Origin of the sequence: Amycolatopsis ultiminotia (assembly GCF_039536925.1) — a bacterium.
In the GTDB taxonomy this organism is placed as follows: domain Bacteria; phylum Actinomycetota; class Actinomycetes; order Mycobacteriales; family Pseudonocardiaceae; genus Amycolatopsis; species Amycolatopsis ultiminotia.
Genome location: NZ_BAAAZN010000002.1, coordinates 480,725 through 495,094, shown reverse-complemented (window position 1 = coordinate 495,094; position 14,370 = coordinate 480,725). Strand labels below are relative to the sequence as shown.

General features: G+C 71.2%; 10 protein-coding genes. 1 reads left to right on the top strand and 9 read right to left on the bottom strand.

Annotated features, from left to right (window positions below; translation table 11 throughout):
• The first annotated feature begins 265 nt into the window (after positions 1-265).
• Positions 266-1,489, top strand: coding sequence for a sensor histidine kinase (locus ABD793_RS07185; RefSeq protein WP_344856609.1), 1,224 nt, complete (start codon positions 266-268; stop codon positions 1,487-1,489).
• Between the two features lie 404 nt (positions 1,490-1,893).
• On the opposite strand, the gene ABD793_RS07180 is transcribed toward ABD793_RS07185, so the two are convergent.
• The 9 genes from ABD793_RS07180 to ABD793_RS07140 form a co-directional block, all read right to left on the bottom strand.
• Positions 1,894-2,346, bottom strand: coding sequence for a GNAT family N-acetyltransferase (locus tag ABD793_RS07180; RefSeq protein ID WP_344856607.1), 453 nt, complete (start codon positions 2,344-2,346; stop codon positions 1,894-1,896).
• Positions 2,347-2,425: 79 nt separating this feature from the next.
• Positions 2,426-2,770: an RNA polymerase-binding protein RbpA gene (locus tag ABD793_RS07175; RefSeq protein WP_116206838.1), complete on the bottom strand. Its 345-nt coding sequence runs from the start codon at positions 2,768-2,770 to the stop codon at positions 2,426-2,428.
• A 77-nt stretch (positions 2,771-2,847) separates the two neighbouring features.
• On the bottom strand, positions 2,848-3,078 hold the full coding sequence (gene secG, locus ABD793_RS07170) for a preprotein translocase subunit SecG (RefSeq protein WP_344856604.1): 231 nt from the start codon (positions 3,076-3,078) through the stop codon (positions 2,848-2,850).
• Between the two features lie 130 nt (positions 3,079-3,208).
• The gene (tpiA, locus tag ABD793_RS07165) at positions 3,209-3,994 is read right to left on the bottom strand and encodes a triose-phosphate isomerase (protein ID WP_344856603.1); all 786 of its coding nucleotides are present in this window, start codon (positions 3,992-3,994) and stop codon (positions 3,209-3,211) included.
• Positions 3,994-5,223, bottom strand: coding sequence for a phosphoglycerate kinase (locus tag ABD793_RS07160; protein ID WP_344856602.1), 1,230 nt, complete (start codon positions 5,221-5,223; stop codon positions 3,994-3,996). The genes tpiA and ABD793_RS07160 overlap by 1 nt, the downstream gene beginning before the upstream one ends.
• Before the next feature lie 5 nt (positions 5,224-5,228).
• A complete protein-coding gene (gap, locus tag ABD793_RS07155; RefSeq protein ID WP_344856601.1) occupies positions 5,229-6,233 on the bottom strand; it encodes a type I glyceraldehyde-3-phosphate dehydrogenase in 1,005 nt (334 codons plus the stop codon).
• 1,455 nt (positions 6,234-7,688) lie between these two features.
• On the bottom strand, positions 7,689-8,864 hold the full coding sequence (locus tag ABD793_RS07150; protein WP_344856599.1) for a winged helix DNA-binding domain-containing protein: 1,176 nt from the start codon (positions 8,862-8,864) through the stop codon (positions 7,689-7,691).
• A 36-nt stretch (positions 8,865-8,900) separates the two neighbouring features.
• On the bottom strand, positions 8,901-9,800 hold the full coding sequence (locus tag ABD793_RS07145) for a LysR family transcriptional regulator (RefSeq protein ID WP_344856596.1): 900 nt from the start codon (positions 9,798-9,800) through the stop codon (positions 8,901-8,903).
• 93 nt (positions 9,801-9,893) lie between these two features.
• Positions 9,894-14,354 carry a coiled-coil domain-containing protein gene (locus ABD793_RS07140; RefSeq protein WP_344856594.1) on the bottom strand — a complete coding sequence of 1,487 codons (4,461 nt, stop codon included), beginning with the start codon at positions 14,352-14,354 and terminating at the stop codon, positions 9,894-9,896.
• Between the last annotated feature and the right edge of the window lie 16 nt (positions 14,355-14,370).

Here is a 14,370-nt window from a genome sequence, read left to right as displayed (position 1 = left end):
CAAAGAGCGGCTCACCACGATATGGGAACCGCCGTATGGTGAACGTTAGGTGCGATGATCAACACGTAGTGATGTCACCATGGAGGCTCTCACCCCAATGGAGCAAAGGGCGAGATCAACAGACCGAAAGAACCACCGTGGGTGAAACTTACTGTCATCACACGGATCCTCGTTAGCATCCGCACATTTGTTGCCCGCCGCGCGTCCCGATCGGGTGGCCGGCGCCTCTCATGACCAAGTCCACAAGACGAATGGGGTCGCCGAGATGAGCACAGAGGGACTCTCGATTCCAGGCATCTCGATGGGCAGCGCCGAGGCGGGGGCAGGCCGGATCCGGCGGTCCGGCCCGCCAGGGCTGTTCACGGCACTGCGCCGCGGGGTGTTCGCCGCGCTGCGCCGTCCGTTCGCGACGACCGTCTGCGTGGAGGTCGCGGTCGTCGCGCTGGTCGTGCTCGACGTGTGGCTGGTGATCCCGCCGAAGGCGCCGCCCTATTCGATCTACCTGTCCGCCGCCTCCTGCCTCGCGGTGGTGCTGCGGCGGCGGTTCCCGTTCCTGGCCATGCTCGCGGCCGTGCCGGGTTTCCTCGCCGGCTGGGCGCAGCTGGCGTCGATGATCACGCTGGGCATGCTGGCCACCCGGCGGCAGCTGACCTGGCAGACCTGGGTGGGCGCGGCGCTCGTGTTCACCTGCCGGTTCCTGCAGTGGCCGCTGGACGAGTTCGCGCAGCTGAGCTGGCGCGAGCACTTCCTCGACGGGATATACGGCGTGCTGGTGGCCGGCATGCCGATCGCGATCGCCCTGCTGCTCGGGGCCCGCGCGGAGATCGCCGCGAAGCTCCACGAGCTGGCGAAGAGCCGTGACCGGGAGCGCCGGCTGTACGCGGACGCCATCCGTGCCGAGGAACGCGCGCGGCTGGCCCGCGAAATGCACGACGTGGTGTCGCACCAGATCACGCTGATCGCCATGCAGGCAGGCGCACTGCAGGCGCAGGCGAAGGAGGGGCAGGCGCTGGAAACCGCACAGGTGATCCGCCGCTTGTCGACCCGCACGCTGGAGGAGCTGCGCTCACTGGTGAGCGTGCTGCGCTCGGGCGCGGAAGAAGACGGCCCCCGGCCCGGCATCGGCGAACTGGACCACCTGATCCGCACCGCGGACGTCCCGGTGCAGCTGACCGTGGAACAGCTGCCGGACACCCTGCCGAGCCAGGTGTCCGCGGCCGCCTACCGCACCGTGCAGGAGTGCCTGACGAACGTGCACAAGCACGCCCCCGGCGCAACCGCGACCATCCGCATCCAGGCAGGCAGCGGAGCGCTGGACATCGAGGTGGAGAACGAACGCGCCCGCGAAGCAGGCGAAACCCTCCCCTCCGGCGGTCACGGCCTCACCGGCCTCGCCGAACGAGCCCGCCTGCTGGGCGGCAGCTTCGAAACCTCGGACACGAAAGACGGCGGCTTCCGCGTCCGGGCGCACTACCCACTGGACCGCTGACCCCACGGGTCACGGGTCACGGGTCACGGGTCACGGGTCACGGGTCACGGGATCGAGCGTGACCGCATGCCGATCCCGAACCGACCCGGCCGGCACCATCCGGCCGGGCACGACCCGACGCCCAACCGAGCCCAGCCACCCGGCAAAACACGGCCCTCGCCGCGGATCAGCCGGATCCCCGTCCTTCGGCACCGCCGTCCGAGCACAGCCCCCGAAGCACCCCCGCACCACGCAGCCCAGCACGGCACACCGGGCCGAGCGCGGCCACTCGGCCCGCCCCAGCCCTACGACCACCGCCGAGCGAACGCAGCCCCCAAATCCCGGCCCCAGCCACACCTGCGAACCGAACCCGGCACCATCCGACCGACCCGGTTTTCCATGCACTGCAAGGGATTTCGCGGTCTTCAGGTCAGCGGGCAGGACATCCGCGGCAGTTCTCTGCCGGGGATCGAGGCGGACGGTGCGGTGCCGGTCCGGACTGCGCCCATCCGCAGGTAGAACGGCTCCGCGAACGGGTCGGCCTCGAGGATGAGCCGGGTGCAGCCCAGTGCCCTGGCAGTTGTCACCGCGTGCTCCCACAGTGCGCGGCCGACGCCGGTGCCGATGGCGGACGGTTCCACGAACAGGCAGCCCAGTTCGGCCTCGGGCGGCGCACCGTCCAGGGTGTGGAAGCCGAGGAGGCGGTCCCCCTCCTCGGCCACGGTCGTCCGGCGGGCGACGAGCTCTGCCGGGTCCAGCGTCAGCTCTGCCCGGCAGGCCGTCAGAAATGCCTCGTCGTACCCCCAATGGGCCTTCGAGCGCAGCGCCAGTTCGCTCAACGCGGCGGCCTCCGCCGGGCGAGCAGCACGGAACCTCATCTCAGCACCCCCGCAACGCAGCGGAACCACCGTCCCCTGCCGCGAACGGCCGGGGCGGTGGTTCCGGGGAGAACGAAAGTCAGATCAGCTCGCGCCGCTGACGGAGGCGTTCCAGCGCCTCGGCGAGGATGGCTTCCCCGTCCGCGTCACTGCGCCGCTCCTTCACATAAGCCAGGTGCGTCTTGTACGGCTCGGTGCGCGGCGCGGCGGGAGGGCTCTGCTCGTTCTGGCCACCGGGGAGGCCGCAGCGCGGGCAGTCCCATTCCTCGGGCACTTCCGCGTCCATGGCGAACGACGGGCGGGCTTCGTGCCCGTTCGCACACCAGTAGGACACGCGACGCCGTGGCGCCGACTCACCCCGTTCCGATTCGCCCGAAGGACCGGCACCTACGCGGGTGCCGCGAATCGCGTTACCGCCAACCATGAATCCTCACACGTTGGAATCGGCGGCGCGCCCCCCTATAGGCACGCCGATCAGCTGTCCCCTGTGCGGGGGCCCGGTCAGACCTTGAGCAGCAGGCCGAGACCCACGATGCTGATCACCCAGATCGCGACGAGCAGCAGCGTGATCCGGTCGAGGTTCTTCTCGGCCACGCTGGAGCCGGCCAGACTGGACTGCATGCCGCCGCCGAACAGCGACGACAGGCCGCCACCACGGCCGCGGTGCAGCAGCACGGCGACCACCAGCAGCACGCTGGAGACGATCAACAGGATCTGCAGGAACAGCTTCATCTCATCCTCTGTGCTTGTCGGAGAATGCAAGAGTACGGCGCGATCCGTGGTGGATCTTCACCGTACCCCTGGACTCGCCCACTGCTCTAGTGACGGACCGGATACACAGGCTACCCGGTAGTGGCCTCGATCAGGGCAGGGGGCCACCCGCCGCCAGTGCGCAGAGTTTGGTGAACTCATCGCCGTCCAGACTCGCGCCACCGACCAGGGCACCGTCGATGTTCTCGGCCGCGACCAGCTCCCCGACGTTCCCCGATTTCACCGAGCCGCCGTAGAGCACCCGCACCGCGGTGGCGACCTCGTCGCCGTACTTCTCCGTCAGCGTCGCACGCAGCGCCTTGCAGCACTCCTCGGCGTCGGCCGGGGTCGCGACCCGGCCGGTGCCGATCGCCCACACCGGTTCGTACGCGACCACCACCGTTTTCACCTGCTCGGCCTTGAGCCCCTTGAGCCCCTCGATCAGCTGCGCGGTGGTGTGTGCCAGGTGCTCGCCCGCCTCGCGGATCGCGAGCTCCTCGCCCACACACAGGATCGGCGTGACGCCGTGCTTGAGCGCGGCCTTGACCTTCTTGTTGACCAGCTCGTCGGTCTCGCCGTGGATCGCCCGCCGTTCCGAGTGGCCGACGGTCACGAAGCTGCAGCCCAGCTTCGCCAGCATCGGCCCGGACACGTCACCGGTGTAGGCACCCGAGTCGTGCGGCGAGAGGTCCTGCGCGCCGTAGGTCAGCGACAGCTTGTCGCCGTCGATGAGCGTCTGCACGCTGCGGATGTCGGTGAACGGCGGGAGTACCGCCACATCCACCTTCGCGTAGTACTTCTCCGGCAGCGCGAAGGCGATCTTCTGCACGAGCGCGATCGCTTCGAGGTGGTTGAGGTTCATTTTCCAGTTGCCGGCCACCAACGGCTTGCGTGCCACTAGTTCTTCCCCTCCGGTGCGACCCCGCCCAGCGCAACGACGCCGGGCAGTTCCTTGCCCTCCAGGTACTCCAGCGAAGCGCCGCCGCCGGTGGAGATGTGCGAGAAGCCGTCCTCGGGCAGTCCGAGCTGCCGTACCGCAGCCGCCGAATCCCCGCCGCCGACGACGGTGAACGCCTTGCCTGCCACGAGGGCCTCGGCGACCGCGCGAGTGCCGCCGGAGAACGCCTCGAACTCGAACACGCCCATCGGGCCGTTCCAGAAGACCGTGGCCGCGTCGGCCAGCTTGCCCGCGAACAGCTCACGGGTGCGCGGGCCGATGTCCAGACCCTGGCGATCGGCCGGGATCGCGGTGGCGTCCACGACCTCGTGCGGCGCGTCGGCGGCGAACTCGGTGGCCGCCAGCACGTCGACCGGCAGCACCAGTTCGACGCCGCGCTTGTCCGCCTCGGCGAGGAATCCGCGGACCTGGTCGAGCTGGTCTTCCTGCAGCAGCGACTGACCGACCTCGTGGCCCTGTGCCTTGAGGAAGGTGTAGGCCATGCCGCCGCCGACGAGCAGCCGGTCGACCTTCGTCAGCAGGTTCGCGATGACGCCGAGCTTGTCGGACACCTTCGCACCGCCGAGCACGACCGCGTAGGGCCGCCGGACGTCGTCGGTCAGCTTCGCCAGCACGTCCAGCTCGGCCAGCACCAGGCCGCCCGCGTAGGCGGGCAGCACCGACGCGACCTCGTAGACCGAGGCCTGTTTGCGGTGCACCACACCGAAACCGTCGGAGACGAACGCTCCGCCGGGCACCAGCGCGCCCAGCTCGGCGGCCAGTTCGGAGCGGTCCACAGCGTCCTTGCTGGTCTCGCGCGCGTCGAAGCGCACGTTCTCCAGCAGGACGACGCCGCCGTCGGCAAGGCCCGCGGTCAGCGCCTTCGCGGACTCGCCGACCAGGTCACCGGCCAGCGCGACCTCGGCGCCGAGCAGCTCGGAAAGCCGCCCGGCCACCGGCGCGAGCGTGTACTTCGGGTCCGGTTCGCCCTTCGGGCGGCCGAGGTGCGCGGTGACGACGACCTTGGCGCCCGCGTCGGCGAGCTTCCTGATCGTCGGCAGCGCGGCACGGACCCGGCCGTCGTCGGTGATGCGGTCCCCTTCGAGCGGGACGTTCAGGTCGGACCGCACGAGCACGTACCGGCCCTGAACGCCCTCGCCCAGCAGATCGTCGAGGTTCTTGACAGCCATCGGGTTCAGGACAGCTTCGAGCCGACGAGCTTGACCAGGTCGGCGAGGCGGTTGGAGTAGCCCCACTCGTTGTCGTACCAGCCGACCACCTTGACCTGGTTGCCGATGACCTTGGTCAGCGGCGAGTCGTAGATGCACGAGGCCGGGTCGGTGACGATGTCCGAGGACACGATCGGGTCGGTGCTGTAGCGCAGGTAGCCCTTGAGCGGGCCGTCGGCGGCAGCCTGGTAGGCGGCGTTGATCTCGTCCAGGGTGGCGGACTTCTTCAGCGTCACGGTGAGGTCGGTGGCCGAACCGGTCGGCACCGGCACGCGCAGCGCGTACCCGTCCAGTTTGCCCAGCAGCTCCGGCAGCACCAGGCCGATCGCCTTCGCGGCGCCGGTCGAGGCGGGCACCACGTTCAGCGCGGCGGCGCGGGCACGGCGCAGGTCCTTGTGCGGGCCGTCCTGCAGGTTCTGGTCCTGGGTGTAGGCGTGGATCGTGGTCATCAGGCCCTGTTCGATGCCGAAGGCGTCGTTGAGGACCTTGGCCAGCGGGCCGAGGCAGTTGGTCGTGCACGAGGCGTTCGAGATGATGTTCTGCGAGCCGTCGTACTTGTCGTCGTTGACGCCGAGCACCACGGTCAGGTCCTCGCCCTTGGCCGGGGCGGAGATGATGACCTTCTTCGCGCCACCGGCCAGGTGCGCCTTGGCGGCGTCGGCGTTGGTGAAGAAGCCGGTGGACTCGACGACGACGTCCACGCCGAGGTCGCCCCACGGCAGGTTGGCCGGATCGCGCTCGGCGAGGGCCTTGATCGTCTTGCCGTCCACGACGATGCCGTCGTCGCTGACGCTGACCTCACCCGGGAAGCGGCCCAGGATGGAGTCGTACTTCAGCAGGTGCGCCATCGTGTTGACGTCGCCGAGGTCGTTGAACGCGACGACCTCGATGTCCTGGCCGCTCGCCTTCACGGCGCGGAAGAAGTTGCGGCCGATCCGGCCGAAGCCGTTGACACCTACGCGAACGGTCACTGCTGCCACTCCTTTGGGTCTTGATCACTGCGAACTCGAACCGGGGCACCGGCCCGGGAAGCCGCGGGTTTCGGCGCAACCCTAGCGCGCGGGCGCGAGCGCCCCGGACTGCCCCGACGAGACTTCCACCACTGCGCGAAGACGTCAAGAATCGATTAAGAAGCCAGCTCAGCCGGGTAGCGCCGAAATCCGCATCCGGAGCCGGACCACCGCCTTGATCGGTCTTGGTGCGCCGCTTCACGCCCCACCACCGCAACAGCCACCCCGAACAGGACCCGAGACAGCCACCACCCCGACCGGATGCCGGATCCGTAAGCGACCCAACCGGTGCCCACCGGCCCCAGCCGACGACTCGAGTCGGTTGGTGGGGTTGGTCGGTCTAGTGGGGTTGGTGGGGTTTATGTGACTGGTGAGAGCTAATGCGAGCGGCGAGGGTAGCGACGGCGACGGCGACGGCGACGGCGACGGCGACGGCGACGGCGACGGCGACGAGGTCAGTTCAGCATTGCTGCAGTGTCGTGCGCGGTTCGGTCGGGAGAGTGTTGGGAGGTGCCCGGCCAACCCTGACCAGCACGTTCCGGAAGGGCTCGGTTCGGACCGACCCGGTTCGGCCCGCCCGATCCAGCCCACCCGCCGGACGTGCTGACCGGGCCCGACTCCGCGTCGGCCAATCCTGCCCGAACTGCCTTGCCGAGCCCGACCTGCCGCACCCAGCCCGACCTGCCTTGCCGAGCCCGACCTGCCGCACCCAGGCCGACCTGCCGCGCCCGGCCCGGTCTTGCTCCAGTCCGGCCTGGCCGGCCCGATCTGTCCTCGGCCGACCCGACCTCCCCCGACCCGACCTCCCCCCGGCCCGATCTGCGTTGGTCCCGCTCGGCCCGGCCCGGCTGGATCAGGCGACCTGACCCGACTCCGCCCGCCTGATCCAGCCCACCCTGCTCCGCCCGGCTTGGCCTTGTTCCGCTCCGGCCTGGTCCAGCCCGGCCCGGCCTGCCTCGCCCCGCCTGGCTCCGCCCGCTCGGTCGAGCCCGAGCTGCCTCACCCAGCCCGACTTTGCTCAACCCGATCCGACCCGACTCCGCCCGCCCGACCGATCCGGCCCGGCCCGGCCCAGCCTTGCTCCACCCCGACCCGCCTCCGCCCTATCCGGCCGGCCCCGCCCGGACTTGCGTGGCTCCGGCCCGGCTTGGTGCGGCCCGCTCTGCACTCGTCCGACCCGACCCGATGCGCCCAGCCGGCCCGGCCAGCCCGATCCGATCTGCCGTCGCCCGATCCGGCCCGTCGCCCGATCCGGCCGACCAGCCCGATCCGACCGACCGGGCCGGGCCGGTCCGATCCGGTCCGGCCGACCGGCCTGGTCCGGGGCCTGTCCGTCGGAGGCTCCGCTCTGCCGGGAGGAAGCGTCGGGGACGGATTGGTCGGGGCCGGGTTCGGTATCCGGGGTGCGGCGGGGGCTCATCCGGACAGTTCCTGCTCCGCCGGGGTACGGAACTTCGGGGTCACCCGTGCCTCGCCCAGCCAGGTTGACAGGCGGGTGGCTTCGGCGTGGATCTGCGCGGTCTTCTCGGCTCCGACGTCTTCCAGCAGGCGGGTCGCGATTTCCCCGGACGGGCGATGCGTCCAGGCGCCGACCACGCGGCCGTCGCTCCAGATCGTGGGGCCGATGTTGCCGCTGCGGTCGAACAGGGCGGCTCGGTGCGGGCCGAGGTACCAGTCGCGTTCGGACCAGGCCATCGCCGTGGGGTCCAGTGCGGGCAGCAGGGCCACCCACGGGTCCGGTTCGGCGATCGGCGCCAGGTCGTCGGACAGGGCGACGCCGGGTCCGCCGTCCAGTTCGACCTCGGCCGGGGACAGTTGTGCGAGGGCCTGCTTCGTCTGCCGGACCGTCCATCCGGTCCACCACCGCAGGTCCGCCACGGGGGCCGGGCCGAACGCACGCAGCCAGCGGCGGGCCAGCGCGACCCGCGCGGCATCGGGCGACGGTTCGGGCCAGTCCCCCGGCAGCCAGTCGGCCGACGGGGACCAGTGGTACTGGGTGCTCAGCCAGCTGCCCCGCGGACGGCCGCGCACGATCCGGCCGTCGACGGCCAGCTGGAAAAGCACCCGGCTGGTCACATTGCCGATCGACGCGTACGGCTTGCCCTTCGACAGGTGCAGCTGCTGGCGCAACCGCGGTTCGTCGTCCGCCAGCTGTTGCGCGGTGGCAGATCCCCTGGCGCGCAAGGCTTTCTCGACGCTCTCCTCGACGTCGGCGAGCCACCGGCCGGGATCCGCGACGTTCGAAGGATGCCCCTGCGTACCCAGATGCTGTTCGAGCAGGCGCCGCTGCCGGGCCGCGATGTCGGCGGCGCACCCGGCCTGCACGTCCGCAGCGGTGGCCAGCGGAGTGACGAACACCGTGCGCCGCATACCGAGCAGCCGCAGCAACGTGCGCTCCTCGTACAGCGCACGCTCGACACCGGCCACCGACACCGCACGCACACGCGCCCATGCGGACAGGTACACCGACGCCGGATCGGTCGCATGCAGTGCCACGACCCCGTCGGCGGCCGCCTCGACGGTGTCCGCCGGCGCCGCGAGAAAGTGCCGCACACCAAGCCGGGCGCGACGCTGGGCGAGAGAGATCTTCACCCCCTGGTTCCTACCAGCGGGGTCCGACAAGAACCGCTACCGAGCCGGCACGGCCTCCCGCACCGCCGCCTTGACGTGCTCACGGAACCACCGCTGCGCCGGATCCGCCGCGGTACGGGGATGCCAGGCCAGTCCCAGCTCGATCGGCGGCAGCTCGAGCGGGATCGGGAACGTCCGCAGGCCGAGGGAGTCCATCAGCGGTCCGAGCCATCCCGCCACGGCGAGCGTCACCAGCTCGCTGCCCGCCGCCAGCGCCAGCGCGCTCGGATGACCGGGTACCACCACCGGAACCCGGCGGGTCAGGCCGAGCCGGGCGAGCGCGCTGTCGATCGGTCCGTGCCGCTTGCCGCGGCGGGAGACCCCGATGTGCCCGGCCGCGGCGAACCGCTGCGCGTCGATCGGCCCGTCGAACAGCGGGTGCCCGCGCCGGGCGACGCCGACGATCGGGAGGGCGAGCAGCGGCTCGGTGAGCGTCTCGGTGTCGCGGTGCCCGGCGGCGCCCAGTTCGAGGTCGGCCCTGCCGTCGCGCAGTGCCCCGCTTTCCTCGACCGACTCCGGCAGGAAGACCACGTTCACCTGCGGCGCCTCGGCCAGCACCCGGGCGGTGAGCGGTGCGGCCAGGCCGCCGACCACCAGATCGGCGGCCTGCACGGTGAACGTGCGGCGCAGCTCGGCCGGGGCGAATCCCGGACCGGGCCGCAGGATCCGCTCCGCGCGGTGCACCAGTGCGGCGACCTCGTCCTTCGGCTCGAGTGCCCGCGGCGTCAGCACCAACCCCTGCCCCGCCCGCACCAGCAACGGGTCCCCCGCGGCCCGCCGGAGCCGGGCGAGCGTGCGGCTGACCGCCGCGGGCGAGCTGCCCAGCCGTTCGGCCGCGCGCGTGACGCTGCCTTCCTGCAGCAGCACGTCGAGCACCCGCAACAGGTCGAGGTCCATCCGGCACTCCGGTCGCAGAACGGCAAGATTCCGCGCCGATTCTCGCACCGTCACGCCGATCCGTCGGGCCGACAGCCGAAGGGCCGGCGCCGGTCACGAAGCGGGCTGTTCCTCCTCGGCAGGCTCTTCCGTGCCACGGCTGAACATCCGGGTCGCCGAAAGCCGCGCCACGCCGTCCGAATCGCCCAGGTCGTCGAGGGAGGTACGGATGGTCGCGTCGACCGACAGGTACTTGCGGCCCGCACGCAGATCCGCGTCGTTGCGCAGGCGGACGATCAGCGGGAACTCGGCGAGCGCACCAGCGTCGAACAGGCCGGTGGTGTAGATCAGCTGCACGCCCAGTGCCTCCGCGACCGCGCGCTGCAGCTCCAGCAGGTAGCCCGCGGACGCGCGGCCGATCGGGTTGTCCAGGAACAGCACGCCGGAATGCCGGTTGCGGGCCTTGCCGCGGTTGTTCGCCCGCAGCGCGGCGAGCGTGCAGTAGAGAATGATCGCCGCGGTGAGCTGCTGGCCGCCGGAGAACACGTCGCGGATCTCGGACACCCGCTGACGTTCGGTGCGCAGCACGGAGTCCGGCTTGAGCATGTCCACGCGGAATCCCTTGGGCGCGGCCGCTTGCACGCCGCGCAACACCAGCGACAGCCCGTCGCGCTTCACGTCGCGACCGTCGGCGGTCTTGCCCGCGGCCGCTTCGTCGACCACCTCGCCCAGCTTCTCCGCCAGCGCGTGGTCCTCCAGCTCGCCGAACCGGATGCGCAGGAATTCCTGACCGGACCAGTCGCCGAGACCGTCCGGCAGCCGCGACACACGCTGCGCCGAACGCAACGTACGCAGCGCGCCCTCGACCATGCCCTGCAGCCGGGTGATGATCCCGCCGCGGTGCCGGTCGATCTGCGCGAGGTCGTCGGTCAGCGTGCGCAGCCGCGGCCGTAGTGCCTCCGCCCACTCCGCGGCGTGCGCAGGCAGCTGATCCCGTTTCACGGACACAACCTGCTGACGCACCGGCGTGCTCAGCTTCTCGAACCGCTTCTCCGTGGCGTACTGCGCGAGCTGGTCAGCCGCCGCGCGCACCCGCTTGTCGCCGGCGTCAGCCGCCGCCTGTGCTTCGCTGAGCACGGTGTTCAGCCGGGTGTGCTTCGCCCGCGCGGCTTCGATGTCGCCGTCGTAGGCCTCGGCAGGTTCCTCCGGCCGCAGGTGCGCCAGCGACTCGGAGAGCAGCCCGAAGCCGGACGCCGAAGCCTTCGCCGAGTCCAGCGTGGCCTCCGCCGCCGCACGACGCTCCTGCAGCTCTTCCCACTGCCGGGCCGCTGCGGACACTTCCAGCGATGCGGCGTCGATCAGCTCCAAGCCGTGCTCGATGTCGCGCGGCCGCTCCGCGGGGCCGGAAGCGTTGGCCTGCAACGGCAACACGTCCAGTTCGGCGCGCCGCGTGGACACCTGGCCGATCGCTTCGGTGCGTTCGTCCTCCAGCGCGTCGACCACGCGCCTGGCGCGGGCGAGCGCCGCCACACGGGCGGAAGCGTCCGAACCGTCCGGCATCTCCAGCAGCTCCGCCGCACGGTGCCGCACCTGTTCGTCCAGCGCCTCCAGTGCAGACGACGCCGCTGCCTCCGCGGACTCCGCCTGCTCCAGCTCGGCCCGCAGGTCGCTGCCGACCTCCACCTTCGCGTACGCCTCCGACGCGGACGCGAAGGTGCGGCGCAACGCATCCACCGGTTCGGTCGGCGCTTCGGTGTCCTCGGGCAACTCTGCCGCGCCAGGTACTTCCGCCAGCTCCGCGCGAGCGGTGGTGGCGGTGCGACGGTGTCCGTCCGCGGTTCGCTGCTCCTCCCCCGCCTGTTCACGCAGCCGCGCCGCGCGTGCGGCCGCGTCGGAAGCGGTCGTCTCGGCCCGCTCCGCGACTTCGGTGGCCCGCTCGACCTCTTCGGTCCACTCCGTGACCCGCGCGGCCCGGGTGGCCAGCTCGCCGAGCCGGCGCGCCTTCTCCTCGCCCTCCGCGGCCGACGTCCGCAACTCCGGGACCCGCTCCCGCAACGAAGTCACTTTTTCGGTCAACCGTGCGAATTCCGCCTCGGCCTGCGCGAGCGCGGTCTGCGCGGTCTCACGAGCCGCACGGGCGCTCTCGGCCTGTTCGGCCAGCGTCGCGATCGCGCCGGCCGGATAGTCTTCACGCCACGTCGTGAGTTTCCAGGTGAGCGCACCGTCGGCGGACAACGCCGCGGACAGCTGCTCCAGCCGGCGCTGACGTTCGGCGTGCCGCTGCGCCACAGCCTCGCGTTCGGTGTCGGCGGCCTCCTCGTCGTACATCGCCGGATTCGGCGGCACGAGGAACTCGACTCCCGCCGCGGACGGCAGATCCGCGGACTGGAACGCCTCGGTGGTACCGACCGCGATCACCGCGCTGGGCAGCAGCCGCCCTGCCGAAAGCACCTCCCGCGCCCGCGGCACCTGCGAGACGTCGTTCAGCAGTACGCCGGCAACCAGCTGCGGGGTCCGCGCCAGCACCTCGTCGCGTCGCACCGAGTCCAGTTTGGACAGATAACGCCAGCCGGACCACGCGGTGATCCCGGCCTGTTCCAACGCCTCCAGCGCGGCCTGCACGTCCTCCGGCGGCGGCAGCAGCCCGCCCGAACCCAGCGCGGCCAGCGCCCGCTCGTCCGCCGACTCCTCCATCCGCAGCGCCGTCTGTTCCTTCTCCACGGCCGCGCTCGCCGCGCGCAAACGCTGCAGCAGCACCGGAAGATCACTTTCCGGGTGCACCTCGTCGGCGCCGAGCAGCTCCATCAACCGCGGTTCGGCGGCGAGCGCGTCGGTGCGGCGGTGCGCGCGTTCCAGATCCTCGGCCGCACGCGCGAGACGGTCCTGAGTGGACCCGGCGAGCTGATGCGCCTCGTTCACCGACCGTTGCACCGCCTGGACATCCTCGCCGACGCGGTCGAGTTCCTGTTCCCGGCGCACGGATTCGGCTGCAGCGGTCTCCGCCTCGGCACGCGCGGCCCTGGACGCCTCGGCCACGTCCGCGCCTGCGGTCAAGAGTCCACCGCGGACCGCGGTGGAGATCTCCTCGCGCAGTTCGGCGATCCGCGCGGACAATCCCCGCGCCTCTGCCCGACGGCCTGCCGCAAGGTTCGCGGCCTCGTCCCGTTCGGTCTGCGCCTTCTCCGCTTCGGCCCGCAACGCGTCCGCGTGCGCCTCGGCCTTGTCCGCCTGCCGCTGCGCGTCGCGCCCCAAGGCGAACAGTCCGCGCGCGAGCGCCGTTGCCGCGGCATCCCGCGCGGCGAGGGCCGGTTTCGCCTTCTCCTCGCGGTTGCCGACCAGCTCCCGCAGATCTTTCGCCTTACGCGCGGCGTTGAGCCGGTTCAGCACCGTCGCGGTCTCCCGCCACGCCTCGGCCTGCGTCTTCGCCTCGGTCAGCTCGGCGTCCACCCGCTCGCGTTCGGTCTGCGCCTCCTCCAGCCGCAGCACCGCAACCAGCCGGCGCAGCTCGGTGACCCCCGCGGTGAGCCGCCGATGGTCGCCCTCCGCGAGCTTCTCGGCGGTCTTCACCTCCTCGACGTGGTCATCCAGCCCGGACAGCCGGGCGTTCTCCAGTTCGTCCCGCGCATGGATCCGGCCGGCCAGCTCGGCAAGATCCGTGCGGGCGGATTCGGCGATCCGGCGCGACGCGGCCGCCACTCCCTCCTCTTCGGACAGTGGGCCGAGCAGCTCCAGCGCGCCTTCGACGAACTCCTTCTCCGCCATCAGATCGCCGCGCTGGGACAGGTTGTTCGCATAGGTCGACACGACCTCGGCGAGGTCCTTCGGCTCGTCCTCGGACAGCACCGCGCGCAGCAGGAATTCCACGAACGCGTCATCGGTGGAGAACGAGAACGCGTCCGCCGCTTCCCCTTCACCGGCGTTCATCGCACGCTGATAGCGGAACAGCTCGGTGTCCAGCCCGAGCAGGTCGAGCCGCCCGGTCCATTCGTGGTGCCGGCGCGTCCAGAACAGCTCCAGCTCCGGTTCGGCCATCGCCGCGCCCGCGATCCGGTCGTGGAACCCGGACACGGTGAGCAGCCTGCCCTCCTCGGTCAGCGGCAGCGTTTCCAGGCCGAGCTCGGCGGTCGGGCGGAAGCAGTACCAGGAATCGACGAGATTCTCCGCGTCGGCCGAGGTGACGTGCCCGCGCCATTCGGAGACCTTCCCGGTGATCACCCGCCGCCCGGTCTCCACGTGCAGCCACTCCAGCACCACGTGCGCGACGTCCTTGGCGGTGACGAACTTCTCCAGCACCTTGGTGCTCGTGGTGCCCACCACCTGGCGGCGGCCGGGCAGCATCACCGAGAAGATCAGCTTGATCAGCACCGACTTGCCGCCGCCGTTCTCCAGGAACAGCACGCTCGCCGGCGACGGGCGGCGGACCGCCCCGCCGGTGTGCACCCCCGCGGAGAACAGCGCGTCCTGCTGCGGCGTGGTGATCGCCGGGCCGACACCGCTGAAGTCCAGCACCACGTCCTGATAGCGGGCGCCCGCGGGGCCCACCGAATGCAGGCGGACCCGCGAAAGCTCGTACATCTTTTCAGTCCCCCTC